General features: G+C 69.2%; 18 protein-coding genes. 10 read left to right on the top strand and 8 right to left on the bottom strand.

What is annotated here, in order from left to right:
- Window positions 1-122 precede the first annotated feature (122 nt).
- The gene (locus BM290_RS31800) at window positions 123-1,367 is read right to left on the bottom strand and encodes a S8 family peptidase (protein WP_093619597.1); all 1,245 of its coding nucleotides are present in this window, start codon (window positions 1,365-1,367) and stop codon (window positions 123-125) included.
- A 258-nt stretch (window positions 1,368-1,625) separates the two neighbouring features.
- Between BM290_RS31800 and BM290_RS31795 the strand changes: the two genes are divergently transcribed.
- Entirely contained in the window at window positions 1,626-1,838 is a 213-nt protein-coding gene (locus BM290_RS31795) for a DUF7455 domain-containing protein (protein WP_093619596.1), read from the top strand.
- Between the two features lie 48 nt (window positions 1,839-1,886).
- Window positions 1,887-3,683 (top strand): sensor histidine kinase, encoded by a 1,797-nt coding sequence (locus tag BM290_RS31790; protein ID WP_239143803.1) that lies wholly within the window; start codon window positions 1,887-1,889, stop codon window positions 3,681-3,683.
- A gap of 52 nt (window positions 3,684-3,735) precedes the next feature.
- On the opposite strand, the gene BM290_RS31785 is transcribed toward BM290_RS31790, so the two are convergent.
- From BM290_RS31785 to BM290_RS31755, 7 genes are all read right to left on the bottom strand, one after another.
- On the bottom strand, window positions 3,736-4,398 hold the full coding sequence (locus tag BM290_RS31785; protein WP_239143802.1) for an SRPBCC family protein: 663 nt from the start codon (window positions 4,396-4,398) through the stop codon (window positions 3,736-3,738).
- Between the two features lie 81 nt (window positions 4,399-4,479).
- Window positions 4,480-5,229, bottom strand: coding sequence for a hydrolase (locus BM290_RS31780; protein WP_093619595.1), 750 nt, complete (start codon window positions 5,227-5,229; stop codon window positions 4,480-4,482).
- 159 nt (window positions 5,230-5,388) lie between these two features.
- Window positions 5,389-5,634: a carbon storage regulator CsrA gene (gene csrA / locus BM290_RS50820; RefSeq protein ID WP_093619594.1), complete on the bottom strand. Its 246-nt coding sequence runs from the start codon at window positions 5,632-5,634 to the stop codon at window positions 5,389-5,391.
- A gap of 72 nt (window positions 5,635-5,706) precedes the next feature.
- Window positions 5,707-6,105 (bottom strand): flagellar assembly protein FliW, encoded by a 399-nt coding sequence (gene fliW / locus BM290_RS31770; protein WP_239143801.1) that lies wholly within the window; start codon window positions 6,103-6,105, stop codon window positions 5,707-5,709.
- Between the two features lie 41 nt (window positions 6,106-6,146).
- Complete coding sequence (locus tag BM290_RS31765; RefSeq protein ID WP_093619592.1) at window positions 6,147-7,109, bottom strand: flagellin N-terminal helical domain-containing protein; 963 nt, start codon at window positions 7,107-7,109, stop codon at window positions 6,147-6,149.
- A 27-nt stretch (window positions 7,110-7,136) separates the two neighbouring features.
- On the bottom strand, window positions 7,137-8,585 hold the full coding sequence (flgK, locus tag BM290_RS31760) for a flagellar hook-associated protein FlgK (RefSeq protein WP_093619591.1): 1,449 nt from the start codon (window positions 8,583-8,585) through the stop codon (window positions 7,137-7,139).
- Window positions 8,585-9,070, bottom strand: coding sequence for a flagellar protein FlgN (locus BM290_RS31755; protein ID WP_093619590.1), 486 nt, complete (start codon window positions 9,068-9,070; stop codon window positions 8,585-8,587). The genes flgK and BM290_RS31755 overlap by 1 nt, the downstream gene beginning before the upstream one ends.
- A 247-nt stretch (window positions 9,071-9,317) precedes the next feature.
- Between BM290_RS31755 and BM290_RS50815 the strand changes: the two genes are divergently transcribed.
- From BM290_RS50815 to fliF, 8 genes are all read left to right on the top strand, one after another.
- Complete coding sequence (locus BM290_RS50815) at window positions 9,318-10,526, top strand: flagellin N-terminal helical domain-containing protein (RefSeq protein ID WP_093619589.1); 1,209 nt, start codon at window positions 9,318-9,320, stop codon at window positions 10,524-10,526.
- A gap of 136 nt (window positions 10,527-10,662) precedes the next feature.
- Window positions 10,663-12,099: a flagellar filament capping protein FliD gene (gene fliD / locus BM290_RS31745; RefSeq protein WP_093619588.1), complete on the top strand. Its 1,437-nt coding sequence runs from the start codon at window positions 10,663-10,665 to the stop codon at window positions 12,097-12,099.
- A gap of 49 nt (window positions 12,100-12,148) precedes the next feature.
- On the top strand, window positions 12,149-12,523 hold the full coding sequence (gene fliS / locus BM290_RS31740; RefSeq protein ID WP_093619587.1) for a flagellar export chaperone FliS: 375 nt from the start codon (window positions 12,149-12,151) through the stop codon (window positions 12,521-12,523).
- Window positions 12,493-12,858: a hypothetical protein gene (locus tag BM290_RS31735; protein WP_239143800.1), complete on the top strand. Its 366-nt coding sequence runs from the start codon at window positions 12,493-12,495 to the stop codon at window positions 12,856-12,858. Before fliS ends, BM290_RS31735 begins: the two co-directional genes overlap by 31 nt.
- A gap of 176 nt (window positions 12,859-13,034) precedes the next feature.
- Window positions 13,035-13,382, top strand: coding sequence for a flagellar basal body rod protein FlgB (locus BM290_RS31730; RefSeq protein ID WP_093619585.1), 348 nt, complete (start codon window positions 13,035-13,037; stop codon window positions 13,380-13,382).
- A gap of 2 nt (window positions 13,383-13,384) precedes the next feature.
- Entirely contained in the window at window positions 13,385-13,777 is a 393-nt protein-coding gene (locus BM290_RS31725) for a flagellar basal body rod protein FlgC (protein WP_093619584.1), read from the top strand.
- A gap of 5 nt (window positions 13,778-13,782) precedes the next feature.
- Window positions 13,783-14,139 (top strand): flagellar hook-basal body complex protein FliE, encoded by a 357-nt coding sequence (fliE, locus tag BM290_RS31720; protein ID WP_177319987.1) that lies wholly within the window; start codon window positions 13,783-13,785, stop codon window positions 14,137-14,139.
- 1 nt (window position 14,140) lies between these two features.
- Entirely contained in the window at window positions 14,141-15,751 is a 1,611-nt protein-coding gene (gene fliF, locus BM290_RS31715) for a flagellar basal-body MS-ring/collar protein FliF (RefSeq protein ID WP_093619582.1), read from the top strand.
- The last annotated feature ends 2 nt before the right edge of the window (window positions 15,752-15,753 follow it).

Here is a 15,753-nt window from a genome sequence, read left to right as displayed (position 1 = left end):
GTTCCCCGTGCTGTCCCGAAGGCCGGGAAACAGCACCGGGAACCAGCCGGGTTCTCGCGGCCGGATGCCAGGGCTGTCTCCGCCGCGGGGAGACAGCCCTGGCAACCGGCAAGGGATTCGGTTCAGAGCAGGTGGCCGGTGTAGAGCAGGCGGTTCGGCGAGCCCTTGCCCGGGTCCTTGACCAGGTTGACGCCGGCGTTGGCGACCAGGTCGTCACGCACCTGGCGGGGCGTCCAGTCCGGGTGCGCGGCCAGGACCAGGGCGGCCGCGCCGGCCACGTGCGGCGCCGCCATCGAGGTGCCGCTCATCTTCTGAACGGCGGTGTCCGAGCCCTTCGCCGACGACGTGATGTCCACGCCCGGGGCGAAGATGTCCAGGCAGGTGCCCCAGTTGGAGAAGTCCGCACGGCGGTCGGCGGAGTCGACGGCGCCGACGGTGATCGCGTCGGGCGTGGAGGCCGGCGAACTCTCGCAGCCGTTCTCGTCCTCGTTGCCGGCGGCGATCGCGTAGGTCACGCCCTTGCCGATGGAACGCTTGACGGCCGCGTCGAGGGCCTTGCTGCGCGGGCCGCCCAGGCTCATGTTGGCCACCGCGGGCAGCTGGGCGTGCTCGGTCACCCAGTCGACGGCGGCGATGAAGTCGGAGAACGAACCGGAGCCGTCACAGCCGAGCACCCGCAGGGCGACCAGCTTGACGTCCTTGGCCACGCCGTAGGTACGGCCGCCGATGGTGCCGGCGACGTGGGTGCCGTGGCCGTGGCAGTCGTTCGCGGTGGCGTCGCCGTCGACGAAGTCCCAGCCGCTGCGGGCCCGGCCGCCGAACTCCTTGTGGCTGGTCCGGACACCGGTGTCGATCACGTAGGCGGTGATCGCCGAGGCGGACTTGTAGGTGTAGGTCTTCGACAGCGGCAGCGCGCGCTGGTCGATCCGGTCCAGGCCCCAGGCCAGCTTCTTCGACTGCCGGTACGCCTGGGCGGGAGCCGGCAGGCCCTTGCCGTCGACCACGGCGTCCTGCTCGACGTAGTCCACGGACGGGTCGGCGGCCAGGCGGGCGGCCTCGTCGGCGGTGGCCTCCAGGTGGAAGCCGCGCACCGTGGCCAGGTAGTTGTCGGCGACATTTCCGCCGTACCGGTGGACCAGCTCCTGTGAAGTGGCGGTGACCCGGTCGGCGGCCGGCGTGCCGGATTTCAGCACCACGATGTAGCTGCCGGGGATGGCGCCCTGGGCGCCGGCCCCGGAGATGGATCCCACAGCGGGCACGGCCGGCGCGGCGACGGCCGTCCCGGTGAGGCCCGCGAGGGTGGCGGTGGCGGCGCTCGCGGCGACGGTCAGTCGGATGGCCAGGCGGCGGGCGTCGTTACCGAACATATGTGGTGGGTCCTCTCGGTTGTGTTCTCAGGTCGTGTGGAATCCGGCCCGGGGGCATGCCGAAAGCAGTTGAGGGAAATGTTGGGGACGGCGGGTTGTGCTCCCGGGATCCTCCGGGTTGTGACCGGGTTGCACGGTCCGGGCCGCCAGAGTCACAGCGCGAACCTCTAAGCCACCCGGGCGGGGGGCCGAATTTCTCGCTGTCAGGACCGCTGCACCGCTACCGAAGCACCGCCACCGAGCAACAAGGAGAGCGATATGACCGCACTGCTGTCGCCCGAGATCGACACCGTCGGCGAACTGACCGAGCGCTGCGATCGTTGTGGGGCGGCCGCCAAGCTGGAGGTCGTCCTGACCAGCGGCGGAGACCTGGCCTTCTGTGGGCATCACGCCAACCGCCACCGGGCCGACATCGCCAAGGTGGCCAGCAAGATCCGTCTTGAGGACGGCTTCGACTGGGCGGGCAAGTAACCAACTGCTCACCCCGGGTAGCCCGCGTTATGCTCTTTCCCTCACGTCTTGGGGGTATTTGTGCATATCGCGGCGCACGACGTGGGCAGGTTGTCCCGGCTCGCCGCCGGGTGCGCCGGAGCCACGGCTGCCGTCTTCGGCGCCCTGCACACGTTCGACCCCGGGCCGGCTCCGGCCCTGATCCCGGCCGGGGTCGCCCTCCTGCTCCAGGCGGTTCCGGACCCCGGTGACCAGGCCGGCCGGCTCCGCGCCGGGGCGGCGGTGCTCCTCGCGCTCGCCGCCACCGGCGCCGGCGCCGCCCACCTCGGCTCCCACCCGGCGGCGGCGGTCGCCATCGCCCTCTCCGGACTGGCCCTGGCCTGCCTCGATCTGCGCGTGCCCCGCCGCAGCGGCGGTATCGCCTTCCGGGTGGCCGACCCCCTGCTCCTCGGCGCCGCGATCATCGCGCTCGTCGCCCTCGTGCCCCGGCTCTTCGACGCGGTCGTCTCACCCGGCGAGGAGCCGGAGAGCGTCATGCCCGTCTACCTGGCCGGGGCACTGCTCTGCCTGGCCACCGGCACCATCCTGGCCCGCCCCGAGACCGGGCCGGCGCTCCTCGACGAGTCCGGGCCGCGCGCTGCCGTACGCCGCCTGGCTCCCGCCCTGATCGCCGCGCCCGTCGTCGCCGCCCTGGTCAGCGCCTTCGCCCAGCAGGCCGGCGTCAGCCCGGCGGTGGCCGCGGTGAGCACCGGCGTGATCCTCGCCGCCCTCGCGCTGCTCGCCCTGCTCGGCTATCTGGTCCGCACCCTCGACAACGCCGACCAGCGGGAGAAACACCTCGCGGCCGAGCTGGAGGAGCGGCAGGACTTCGCGCAGACGCTGCTCCAGTCGATGAACGAGGCAGTGATGGTCCTCGACGCCAACTATCGGGTGATCGACGTGAACCGCCGCTGGCGGGAGCTCACCGGACACGACGGCCTCCCCGCCGAGTCGCCGCCGCTGCCGCCACCGGGCACCGGCGGTGACTGGCTTCTGCCCCGCGCCGACGGCACCGACGTGCCGGTGCTCGCCACCATGGCCGCCATCCCGGACGCGGCCGGCGCGACCCGTGGGTACGTAGCCACCTACATCGACATCGCCGAGCGCAAGCAGGCCGAGGAGGCGCTCACCGAACACGCCGCCGAGCTGGAACGCGGCAACGCCGAGCTGGCCGCGGCCCTGGCCTTCAAGAACGACCTGACCTCGATGCTGACCCACGACGTGGCGCAGCCGATCAGCTCGATCGCCAGCCTCGCCGAGCTGCTCTGCGCGGACTGGGCCGACCTGCCCGAGGACATCCGGCTCGAACTGGCCACCAAGATCGACAAGAACACCCGGCGGCTGATCAAGATGATGAACGATCTGCAGCTGCTCTTCCGGCTGGACACCGGGACGGTGACCGCCCGCCGGGTGCCGGTGCCGCTGCTCGAGGTGGTCGAGGCGGCCTGCGGCACGGCCATCGGCACCGGCGACGTCGAGATCGCCATCGACGAGGAGCTGGCGGCGCTGGCCGACCGCGGGCACCTCAGCGTCGTGGTGGAGAACCTGCTGAAGAACGCGCTCGGCCACGGTGCGCCACCGATCCACATCCGGGCCGAGCGGGGCGGCGACGGGACGGTACGGCTGGCCGTGCAGGACAGCGGCGCCGGCATCCCCGCCGACCTGCTGCCCAACCTGTTCGGCCGGTTCATCCGCGGCTCCGGCCTGGGACTGTTCATCGTCCGGCACCTGGTCGAGGCGAACGGCGGGACGGTCCGCTACGAGCCCGCCGAGCCCCGTGGCGCCCGGCTGCTCGTCACCCTGGAGGCGGCGCCGGCGAGCGCCTGAACACGAAAGGGCCCGGAGACGCCGTGCGCCCCGGGCCCCGACGGGAAGCGGGCTATCCGCGCTCCTCCTCGTTGATCATGCCGTTGCCCCACATGTCCGCGCCGGAGGTGCGGCCGCCCATGCGTGCGGTGCCGGCGACACCGGTGTCCCAGCCTGCGCCCGGGCTCGGCGCGGGGGTGTTGCGGTTGCGGATGCGGGCGGCCACCGCGGCCGGCGAGGGGGCGTCGACGCCGGGAAGCAGGTTCTGTGAGCGCGTGCCCATCGTGACGGCGCCGCCGTGCGGGATCGGCCGCCCGCCGAGCACACCGCTCTCCACCAGGCCCTTGAACGTGGTCAGGTCGGCCTTGAGGCGGCGGTTCAGCGACTCCTGGCCGTGCCGGTCGCTGGGCATCAGGAAGGCGATGTCGGCCTCCAGCTGGGCGACGATCTGGGTCTTCGTCTCCCCCATCGGGCGCAGTGTGATCGTCTCCGCGAGCAGCGGGCCCTCCATGGTCGACCAGGAGACCCGCTCGTCCGGCGACCGCTCGATGATCTGGGCGTCGAACTCGCGTCGCTTGCCGTCGACGTCCATGATCCAGTGGGTCTGGTCGGCGCCGATTGGCGTCACCTGCCGCACACCGGTCATGAAACGCGGGTAGTTCTCGAACGCCGCGAGCTGCTCGTACACCGTGTGGACCGGCGCACTGACCTCGATAGCCTGCTGAACCATGCTCATCGCAACTCTCCCATGCTGAAGTGCTGGCATGACAGAGAGTACGGAGGCGAGTGCGTATCGTGTTCGGTTTCGCTGTTCTCCTCAGACACGTCGCAGGTACTGCCAGCGGCCCACCTCGGCGGCGTACCGGGCGTCACTCGCCGGCGCCACCGTCACAGCCGCGTCCAGCAGCATCTGCACCACCCGCGACGACGGGCTGCGCCACGCCTCGCTCACCTCGACGACCGCCCCGGCGGTCCGGCACGCGAAGGCCAGCTCGGCGATCAGCTCCGGCGTCACGCACGAGTCGTCCAGGCCGGCCTGACCGAGCAGCGCCAGCGGACGGGCGAGCTGCGCCGGCACGTACCGGGAAGCCCGCTCCAGGCCCTTGACGGTCGCCGCCACCAGCAGCTCCGCGACCTGGCCGGCGGTCACCAGGCCGAGGTCGAGCCGGGCGCGGACCTCGCGCGGGGTGAGCAGTTCGCCGTCGACCGGCAGGTCGGAGACCGCCACCGAGAGGGCGTCCAGCGGGGCCAGGTCCGGCGGGAGGGCCAGCCAGCCGTCCGGGCGGACCACCTCGACCTCGGCGGCCACCCGCAGCGTCATCTCGGTGCGGTGCCGGGCACGGCGGACCGCGTCGGCGTACGCCGAGAGCCAGGTGGTGTCCGGTCCGGCCTGGTCGGCGAAGGTGAGCGCGGTCAGACCGGCCTGGTCGGCGGCCGAGACCACCACACCGACGGCGTCCCGGCCGGCCGCGAACCCGGTGTGCACATGCGCGTCCACCGACAGGTCCAGCGCGCAGGCGGTGCCCACCGCACCGCCACCGATGACTGAATCGCGCTCTGCGCCCACGCTCTCTCCCCGGCTGAAAGGAGCGGGTTTCTCCCGCCCGATGATGAGAGTGAGGCCCCGATGTTGTCTCCGGGGTCAGTGCCCGGTGCAGGACAGGAGCGTGCGCGGCCCGGATACGCGAGAACGCCCGTCGCCGGCGGCGACGGGCGTCATTCGTGCTCACTGTGCCGTGGTGTCCGGCTTCTCCAACATCTTGGCGAGCGCATGGACCGCATCCTCGGTCGGCGAGGCGGCGGCCCGGTTGGCCTCCTGCAGTTCCCGGTAGACCTCCTCGCGGTGCACCTGCACATCCCGCGGGGCCTGGATCCCCAGCCGGATGACGTCACCGCGGGCTTCGAGCACCGTGATGACGACGTCGTCGCCGATCATCACGCTCTCTCCGGCTCGCCGGGTCAGTACCAGCATCGGTGCCCCCTCCATCCCTCGAACGAACAGCAAAGGCGCGGTCGCGTTGCGACCGCGCCCGCTTGTGGAGGGTCAGAAGTTCCGGTTCATGATCGCCCGGACCGGGTAGCCCGACCCGGAGAGGACGACCTGCATGGCCCGCATGCTGTCGCGGTCCACCACGATCGGGGCGAGCAGGTTCGCGGTGGTCTCGTGCTCGCCGGCGGTGATGACCGTGAGCAGCAGCAGCCGGTCCGGGTCCTTGGTGTTCAGCGCCGCGAAGACCGCGTTCTCGATCTCCGGGGCGTAGTCCGGGAAGAACGGCTCCGGCGGGGCCACCAGGAAGCGGAGCTCGGGGTTCTCGATGGACGTGAACGCGTAGAGCAGACCGTCCTCGTTGAGACGCACCAGGACGAAATCCCGATGAGAGGGGAACCCCGGCATGGGCACCGCCATCGTGATGGTCGGCAGCCCCAGCGACGGGTCGGTCATGGTGGCCTCAATCGGACGGGATGCGGTGCGAGTAGTCATGGTCACCTCAGGAAATCGATGAGCGAGGGCTGGATCACCTTGGCCGTGGCGGCCAAGGCTGCCTGATACGAGGTCTGCTGGAGTTGCAATTCCATGATCGCCTTGGGCAGGTCGACATCCTCGATATCGGACAGCTGCGACGACACGGACATCAAGCGATCCTCTGCGGACTGCTTCATCTGCGTAACCCGATTGTATCGGGCGCCTACGTCCGAAAGGGTTGAATTCAGGGTTTCAGCGGCTTTATCGAGATTCTCCAGGCCGGTCTTGATCCCATCGGCATCACCCGTGCGCATTGCGGTGGAAATGGAGTCGAGCACCCGGAACAGCTGGGCCTCGTTCGGCACCTCGTCACCGTTCGCGTCGACCTGCGGCGTCACCCCGTCGGCCTGCATCATGGCGTCGGTGCCGAACACCTCCGGGCCGCGCACGTCGACGCGGACCTTCGCGTTGGGGCCGATCGCCCGGACGGTCTCGCCGGCCGTCTCCCCCACATAGGAGCCGGAGTCCTCGTACGCGTGGGCGTCCGGAGTGAAGCCGCCGAACACCGGGCGGTTCAGGTACTTGGTGTTCGCGAACTGGACGACCAGGCCCTTGATCTGGTCGATCTCGTCGGCGCGGGCCTTGTTCGCCTGCGGGGTGCTGCCGCCACCGGCGCTCACCCCTTCCAGGGTCAGCGTGCGAACCCGCTGCACCTGGTCGTAGACGCTCTTCAGGGTGTCCTGCACGGTGCCGAGCCGGCCCATCGCGTCGTCGGCGTTGGCCGAGTACTTCTTGTTCGCCCGTACCTCCCCGCGCAGCTGGAGCGCGGTGACGGTGCCGGTCGGCGAGTCCGACGGACGGTGCAGTTGCTTGCCGCTGGAGATCTGGTCCTGCGCGGTCTGCGTCCGGCCCAGGCTCCGCTGCAGGCTGGCCATCGTGCGGGTACGGACGGAGCTCTCGGTCACCCGCGGGCTGCTGCTCATGACGGTGTTCCCCCCACCTGCTACCTACTACCTGCCGACCAGACCGGTTCGGTTGATCAGTTGATCGAGCATCGAGTCGATCGTGGTCAAGACACGTGACGCCGCCTCGTACCCGCGCTGGTACGTCAGCAGGTTGGTCATCTCCTCGTCGAGGTTGACCCCGGACTCGGCATCCCGGGCGGCGTCGACCTGGTCGGTCACCGCGTTCTGGATGTCGCGCCGGCGGATCGAGGACTGCGAGGCCACCCCGAGGTCGCCGATCAGCGCCTGGTACGTGGAGTCCGCCCCGGTCCGGGAAGTGGCCAGTTCGGACAGATCGTCGGCGACCGAGCCGTTCAGCACGCGGGTCGTCGTGCCCACGCCCAGCGGGTCACCGGACGACACCGCCACCTTGTCCACATTGTCGAGAAGCTCGGAGTTGACCCGGATGTTCCGGGCGGTGATGGTCGGGTCGCTGGCCTCGTACGGCACGAACATGTCGATGCCGTGACTGCCGTCCACTCCGTACCCCGCGCTGTGTTTGGCGTTGACGTCCGACGCCAGGGTGGAGGCGACCAGGTCCAGGCGCTGCGAGATCTCCCGCAGCGTGCCGTCCTTGTCCAGCAGCTCCATCTGGGCGCCCATGGTGCCGCTCGCCGCGACCTTGCCGCCGGTGTCCTTCCACTGCAGGTTGACCTCGATGTCCGGCAAGTCCTGGAGCTTCTCGGCACTGCCCGGCACCACCCAGATCTCCCGGGTGTTGAACTCGCTGACCAGCTGCGAGCTGCCGACGTAGACGCTGAGCGCGCCGTTCGGCAGGTCGGTGGCGGTCGCGCCGATCAGCTCGGACAGCTTCAGCATCTGCTGGCCCCGCTGGTCCTGCAGCTCGTTGGCCTGCAGACCGGCCTGGGTGGCGAGGACGATCTCGTGGTTCAGCTTGGCGATCGACTCGGCCGCCTTGTTGACCTCACCGACGTACGTGTCGAGCCCGGCCCTGGTCGACTTGTACTGGTTGTCGAGCTGCGCTGCCGCGTCGTTGAGCGACGACGCGACGGTGACCGACTGCTCCAGCATCGCCGACTTCGGTGCCTGCTTGTCCGGGTTCGAGGCGATCGCGTTCCAGCCGTCCCACATGTCCTGCAGACGGGCCTGCAGGGCGGTGTCGCTGGGTTCGCCGAAGACGTCCTCGATCAGCGTGTACCCGCCGGCCCGCTCGTTGTGGTACGCGGAGTTGGCGTGCTCGGTGAAGCTGCGCTGGTCGAGCGCCGTGTTGCGCAGCCGCTCCACCGAGCTGACCGTGACGCCGTTGCCCACCGCGTTCGTGGTGGAGTAGATGCCCGGCACCAGGTTCGCGTTCTGCGCGTGCATGACCACGCGCTGACGGGTGTATCCCTCGGTGCTGGCGTTCGCGATGTTCTGGCCCGTGACGTCCAGGCCCCGGCGCTGCGCGTAGAGAGACGTGAGCGCCGTGTTGAGTCCGCTGAATGTGCTGCCCATCAGATCGCCTCATCAACCAGGGTGGGGCGCCGCACGGCGCCGCTGACGGTCTGGCCCTGCGGTCCGTACGTTTCCACAGTCTCGGCGAACGCGAGCATGGTTTCGCGAGCCGCGCGCTGGCCCGCGGTCAGCAGCTCACGGTTGACGTCGGCCAGGGCCCGGATCTCCGACGTCAACATCAGGAACGCCTTGCGGTGCTGGTGGAGCAGTTCCGACCAGGGATCGGGGGCGGCGTCGGCGAGCTCGCCGAGCGACGCGTCCGGGGACAGGCCGAGCTCCACGGCGACCTCCTGCGAGTACGCCGCACGGATCACCTCGGTCTGCCGGATCTGATCCAGGACCACCTCCACCTCGCGGGTGGCGTGGCTGAGCCATCGGGACCGGTTGGACGCGAGGAGCAACTGCTCCTCCTCAAGCTTGAACAGCAGCATCTCCAGCAGCTCACGTGAGCGCCAGAGGACACTGGCCAGGTCGGTCAGGCTCACCCGGTCCTCCGTCGTATGGCTGGTCGGGCCTACCCCCTCGGCGGACCCGCTCATTCGGACAGGTCGGCACATCCGCCGTGCCGCTGAGCGCTTTCTCCCGATCGGTACTTCTCCGGTTCGCCCGAAAAGACCGAAAAAATCTCGGAGAATCCTCATGGCTTCTCGGCGACCCGCCGATGGGAAGTGGCGTAACACCACGGCTCATGGACGGGCCGGCTCAAGACCCCACTCAAGGAGGAATCACCCAATGGGTCTTCGCATCAATCAGAACATCGCCGCGCAGAACGCCTACCGGAACCTGTCGGTCACCGACAACCAGATGTCGAAGTCGCTCGAGAAGCTCTCCAGCGGTTTCCGCATCAACCGTGCGGCCGACGACGCTGCCGGTCTCTCGATCTCCGAGGGTCTGCGCGCGCAGACCGGCGGCCTCAAGGTCGCCGTGCGCAACGCCCAGGACGCGATCAGCGTCGTGCAGACCGCCGAGGGCGCGCTCAACGAGGTCACCAGCATGCTCCAGCGCATGCGTGACCTGTCGGTCCAGGCGAACAACGCCTCCCTCGACGACGAGGCCAAGCAGGCCGCGAACGGCGAGTTCCAGCAGCTGTCCGCCGAGATCGACCGCATTGCCGAGACCACCTCGTTCGGCAAGTCGAAGCTGCTCGACGGCACCTTCGGCAACACCCACACCTCGACGGGCACGTCGATCGCCGCGGCCTCGGCGCCGACGACCACCACGGTCAACATCACCGAGCTGGGCGGCAGCACGCTGACCCCGCCGCTCGCCACGGCCGCGATCGACCTGACCGACGGCAAGACGCCGCCCACCACGCTGCCCGCGCACGAGGCGGTCCAGAAGATCAACGACGCCGTCTCCGCAGCCCTCAAGGCCGGCGGCAAGCACGGCGACGAGATCACCTTCAGCGCGGAGGTGGACAGCGCCGGCGCCATCACCTTCAAGGCGCAGGGCTCCACGGCGTTCAACGTCGACGCCGCGACGCTGAACATCGCGGCCGCCGACGCCACCAAGAACACCGCGGCGACGCCGGGCTCGTTCCAGATCGGCGCCAACGCCGGCGAGACGCTGGACGTCGCCATCAACGAGGTCAGCTCGAAGACGCTCGGCCTCAACAACCTGGACCTGACGAAGGCCGCCGACCCGGACAACGGTGTTCCGTCCGGTGCCGCCAAGGCGATGGACGCGCTCGACGTGGCCATCAAGTCGGTCTCGGACACCCGCGCCAAGCTGGGTGCCCACCAGAACCGCTTCGAGCACACCATCAACAACCTCAACGTGGCGGTCGAGAACCTGTCCGCGTCGGAGTCCCGGATCCGGGACACCGACATGGCCCAGGAGATGGTGTCGTTCACCCGCAACCAGATCCTGACCCAGGCCGGCACCTCGATGCTGTCGCAGGCCAACCAGGCCTCGCAGAACGTGCTGTCGCTGCTCCGCTGACGCACCGACTGACAACCGGATAACCACCGGCGACAACTGAATCCGGTCCGCGAACGACCGAACAGTGGGGGTAGTCGGCAAGCCCAGCCGGCTACCCCCACTCCGCTCTCGTCCTCGGTACGAAAGGCAGGCTCCCGTGACCAGCTCCGTTGACGGCCTCGTCAGTGGCCTCAGCACCACCTCGATGATCAATCAGATGATGCAGGTCGAGGCGGCGGGACAGACCAAGCTCAAGACCAAGGTCGAGAAGGCCGAGACCGCGATCAGCTCATACATGTCGGTCAACACCAAGGTCAAGGCGGTCAAGGTCGCCGCGGACGCGGTCGGAAACCTGGCCGCATGGCGTTCCATGAAGGCGTCGTCCACCTCGCCGACCGTCACCGCGACCGCCACCGGTGGCCTCTCCGGCATGACCGGCAACCTCAAGTTCGACGTCACCTCGGTGGCCCGCTCGCAGACCTCGATCCTGGAGGTCGCCGACACCACCGCCGAGGGCGCTCTGCCCTCGACGATCACGATCCAGCCGGGCAAGTGGAGCCCGGATGCCGACAACGACGGCGTCGACGAGTTCACCGCGGTCGGCGACCCGGTCGAGGTGACCATCCCCGAGCCGCGGACCATGGCCAAGATGACCGCGGCGGTCAACTCGGCGACCACCGCGGACGGCACCAGCCTCGGCATTCGCGCCTACACCGTGAACACCACCGGCAACGAGGGCGTCGTGCAGTTCAGCGGGATGAAGAGCGGCGCCGCCAACGGGTTCCAGATCACCGGCCTCGAAGGGTTCGGCAAGGACGGCGCCGACCCCAAGACGACGTCCGCGCGGGACGCCGTCCTCACCGTGAACCCCGGCAGCACCGCCGCGTACCAGGTCAGCAGCACGACCAACACGTTCAGCACCCTGATGCCGGGCGTGACGATCTCGGTCACCAAGGAGGAGGAAGGCGTCGTCGTCGACGCGGCCTCCGACTCGACGGCGATCGCCGACAAGATCCAGGCGATGGTCACCGCGGCCAACGACGCGCTCACCGAGATCGCGGCGCAGACCAAGTACGACGTGGACACCAAGAAGGGCTCGCCGCTGACCGGTGACTTCACCGTCCGGCAGATGAACCAGAGCCTGCTCAGCGCGATCAGCAACGGGCTGTCGTACACCAAGACGCTGACCACCGACGCGGACAACGACGGGAAGAAGGACACCGTCCAGGTCGACTTCGGCTCGCTCAAGCAGCTCGGCATCACGCTCAGCAAGGACGGCAGCCAGTTCGAGTTCTCGGCCTCCGACTTCAACGACGCGTACGTCAAGGACCCGACCAAGATCCAGGAGGCCGGCATGGCCTTCGGGAGCCAGTTGCGCTCCCTGACCGAGGGCCAGACGAACACCATCACCCGCGTCGTGACCGGCCGGAAGACCGAGATCAAGACGCTCAACGACCAGATCGACAACTGGGACGTACGCCTGGCCACCCGCCGTCAGGCGCTGCAGCGGCAGTACTCGTCCCTGGAGACCTCACTGGGCAACCTGAAGAACCAGTCGAGCTGGCTCTCCGGACAGCTGGCGGGCCTGGGCTGACGATCGTCGACCAGGACCCCAGCCGACCGCCCCTGACCGAGGGAGACTCATGAGCGCGCCCCACCTCCGCGACCGCTACCTGCAGGACTCGATCAACACGGCCTCCCCGGCCCGGCTTCTGATCATGCTGTACGACCGGCTGATCCTCGACCTCATGCACGGCGAGGAGGCGCTCCGCAACGACGACCGGGTCCTGGCCAACGAGAAGATCACGCACGCCCAGGAGATCGTGCTGGAGCTGCGGGTCACGCTCGACCTGGAGGCCTGGGACGGCGCGCCCGGTCTGGCCGGTCTGTACGGCTTCGTGCTGACCGAGCTGATCGGGGCGAACATCAAGCGGGACGCCGACCGGGTGGCCGGCTGCCGCTCGCTGCTGGAGCCGCTGCGCGACGCGTGGCGCGACGCCGCCTCGGCCTCGACATGAGCGCGCGGGCGTCGAACGCCGTCGACTGGCGGTCCGCCTGGACCGCGGCGCTCGACGATCTCGAGATGGACGTGCTCGCGGTCGAGACGATGCTGGCCGACGAGCGCCGGATCGCCGAGGCCCCGCCGTCGGACCTGTGGCGCCCGCCGACCGAGCTGGGCGCGCTGCCGCTGGAACTCAGGCCGCGCGCCGACGAGATCCTGACCCGTCAGCTGGCCGCGGCGGAGGAGATCGCCCGGCGGCTCACGGCGAACCGTCAGCAGATGGCGATGACGTCCCGGATCGAGACCGGTGAGGCGGTCAAACGGCCGGTCTACCTGGACTGCGCCATGTAATGCCGAGACGCGAAGGTCCCGGACCCCACAGGGTCCGGGATCTTTTCGTGTGCAACCTTCCGGCAACCGCTTGGGACTCAGCGGATCGGCGAGCACGCCGAACTGCAGGGTACGAGCACGGATCGCTCAACCGAAAAAGCCAAGGACGGGCTACCTCGAACGACTGAGGAGCAACCTTGTTCGACGACCGTTCGTCGTCCGCCCTGCGGGTCGCCGTCGCCGGCCTGGCGGCCCGGCAGCAGGCCATCGCCAACAACATCGCCAACATCGAGACCCCCGGTTACCGGGCACGTAAGGTCAAATTCGAGGAGGCGCTGCAGAGCGCTGTCGCCCGCGGCGATTCACCGGCCGGGGTGTCCCCGAGTGTGCTGACGTCGCTGGAGCCGACCCGGCTCAACGGCAACAACGTCAACCTCGACGAGGAGACGTTGTCGCACATCGACACCACGATGCGCTACCAGCTCGCCATCCGGGCGCTGGACGGCAAGTACAGCCTGCTGCGTGAAGCCATCAAGGGGGCCTGACGATGACCACTTTCAACGCCATCGGGATCGCGGGTTCCGGCGTCACCGTCTACCGCAAGTGGCTGGACGCGGTGGCCGACAACCTCGCGAACATCAACACCACCACGCGGACCAGCGAGAACGCCTTCCAGGCCCGATACGTCGCGGCCCGCTCGGCGCAGGACGGCAACGGCGCCGAGGTCGCCGGGGTCCAGTTCGGCAGCCCCGAGGGCATCCTGGCGTACGAGCCGGACAACCCCCTGGCCGACGCCGAGGGCTACGTCCGCCGCCCGGACATCGACATGGGCAACCAGATGGCCCAGCTGATGATGGCCCAGCGTTCCTACCAGGCGAACCTCGCGGTGGTGGACCGCGCCCGCGACTCGTACACCGCCGCCATCAACCTCGGGAAGTGATCTCCTTGACCTCACCGATCAACCCCATCGGGGGCTTCTCCGCCATCGGCGGCCTCAGCGATCGCGGGGTCGGCCTCGGCGGCCTCAACGGTCTCGGCGGCATGCTCGGCCCGTCCGGGCCGCAGGCGCCGGAGGGCCCCAACGCCGACTTCGCCGGGATGCTCGCCAAGGGCATCGAGAACGTCCAGGCCTCCCAGGCCAAGGCCGCCGACCTGGCCGTCCAGGTCGCCGACGGCCGGCTGGCCGACCCGGCCCAGTACACGATGGCCTCCACCGAGGCGGCCCTCGGACTCCAGCTGACCATGGCGATCCGCAACAAGGCCGTCGAGGCCTTCCAAGAGATCATGAGGATGCAGGCCTGATATGACCGACCGCCTTCCCGCTCCGGTACGCCGCATCACGGACACCTTCAAGTCCTTCACACCGGGACAGAAGGCTGTCACCGTTTTCGCGGTTCTCGCGCTCGCCGTCGGCGGCTACTTCTTCGCCACCTGGGCGGCGAAGCCGTCGTATCAGATCCTCTTCAACAACCTGTCCACGAAGGACGCCAGCGCGATCGTCGAGTCGCTGGACAAGTCGGGCACCCCGTACGAGCTGGCCAACGACGGTCAGACGATCATGGTGCCGCAGGAGCAGGTGAACCAGCTCCGCCTCCAGCTGTCCGGCGAGGGGCTGCCCAACGACGAGGGCACCGGCTACTCGCTGCTGGACCAGCAGGGCATCACCACCAGCGACTTCATGCAGCACGCGAACTACCAGCGGGCGCTCGAGGGCGAACTGGCGAACACCATCAAGTCGATCGACGGCGTCGAGGCGGCGACGGTGCACCTGGTGATGCCGAAGGAGGACATCTTCACCGACGACCAGTCCAAGCCGACGGCGTCGGTGCTGGTCGCGTCCAAGGCCACCAACCCGCTCGACCAGCAGCAGGTGCAGTCGATCGTGCACCTGGTCGCCTCCAGCGTCGAAGGACTCGACCCCACCCAGGTCACCGTCGCCGGCTCGGACGGGCGGATGCTCTCGGCCGGTGGCGGCAACACGGTCGGCGCCGCGGGCCCGGACAGCGGCACCGAGCAGCAGACGGTGGCGTTCCAGAACCGTCTGAACAACTCGCTGCAGCGGATGCTCGACAACCTGGTCGGCCCCGGCCACTCGGTGGTCACCACGAACCCGATCCTGGACTTCGACCAGACGGAGACGGAGAGCAAGAAGTACAGCACCGATCCGTCCATGCCGGCCGAGCAGGAGAACATCAAGAGCGAGACCTACGCCGGCACCGGCCCGAACAACGGCGGTGTGCTCGGACCGGACAACATCCAGGGGCCCAACGGCGTCGGCAGCGGGCAGTACCAGCAGAAGGACGAGACCCGTACCCGCCGCTTCGACGAGGTGCGCGAGGTGCGCCGCAACGCGCCGGGCAGCATCGAGCGGCTCAGCGTGTCGGTCCTGCTGGACAGCACGGTGTCCGGCTCGGTCAAGGCCGCCGACGTGCAGCAGCTGCTCAGCGCCGCGGCCGGGATCGACCCGACCCGGGGTGACACCATCGCCGTCGCCTCGATGCCGTTCGACACCACCCAGGCGCAGGCGGCCCAGACGGAGCTCGCCCAGGCGGCCGCCGCGGAGAAGTCGGCCAAGCAGACCAAGCTGATCCAGACCGGCGCCCTGCTCTTCGTGGTGCTGATGCTGATCATGCTGGCCTGGCGGGCGAACCGGCGCGCCAAGAAGCGTCAGCAGGCGCTCACCGCGGAGGAGCGGCGGCACCTGGAGGAGATGCAGGCGGCGCTGGAGGCTCAGCGCGCGGCTGAGATCGACGTCACCACCGCACACATGCTGGAGCTTCCGGAAGTCGCCGATAAGACGGACGAAGCGCGGGAGGAGCGTCATCGTGAGATCGAGGACCTGGTCCGGGAGAAGCCGGACGAGACGGCGTCCCTGATCCGCAGCTGGATCTCCGCCGACGAGAGCAACCGCTGAAC

This window comes from Actinoplanes philippinensis, from assembly GCF_900113015.1.
Classification (GTDB): domain Bacteria; phylum Actinomycetota; class Actinomycetes; order Mycobacteriales; family Micromonosporaceae; genus Actinoplanes; species Actinoplanes philippinensis.
The sequence above is the reverse complement of the archived record's forward strand: the minus strand, read 5'-3'. Positions and strand labels throughout refer to the sequence as shown.

Coding starts and splice junctions, on each gene's coding strand:
- fliW (WP_239143801.1), bottom strand. CDS start 6,105: ATGACCGACCCGTCGCTGGGGCTGCCGACCATCACGATGGCGGTGCCC.
- BM290_RS31725 (WP_093619584.1), top strand. CDS start 13,385: ATGACCACTTTCAACGCCATCGGGATCGCGGGTTCCGGCGTCACCGTC.
- flgK (WP_093619591.1), bottom strand. CDS start 8,585: ATGGGCAGCACATTCAGCGGACTCAACACGGCGCTCACGTCTCTCTAC.
- fliF (WP_093619582.1), top strand. CDS start 14,141: ATGACCGACCGCCTTCCCGCTCCGGTACGCCGCATCACGGACACCTTC.
- BM290_RS31785 (WP_239143802.1), bottom strand. CDS start 4,398: ATGAGCATGGTTCAGCAGGCTATCGAGGTCAGTGCGCCGGTCCACACG.
- BM290_RS31765 (WP_093619592.1), bottom strand. CDS start 7,109: ATGAGCAGCAGCCCGCGGGTGACCGAGAGCTCCGTCCGTACCCGCACG.
- BM290_RS31795 (WP_093619596.1), top strand. CDS start 1,626: ATGACCGCACTGCTGTCGCCCGAGATCGACACCGTCGGCGAACTGACC.
- fliS (WP_093619587.1), top strand. CDS start 12,149: ATGAGCGCGCCCCACCTCCGCGACCGCTACCTGCAGGACTCGATCAAC.
- BM290_RS31800 (WP_093619597.1), bottom strand. CDS start 1,367: ATGTTCGGTAACGACGCCCGCCGCCTGGCCATCCGACTGACCGTCGCC.
- BM290_RS50815 (WP_093619589.1), top strand. CDS start 9,318: ATGGGTCTTCGCATCAATCAGAACATCGCCGCGCAGAACGCCTACCGG.
- csrA (WP_093619594.1), bottom strand. CDS start 5,634: ATGCTGGTACTGACCCGGCGAGCCGGAGAGAGCGTGATGATCGGCGAC.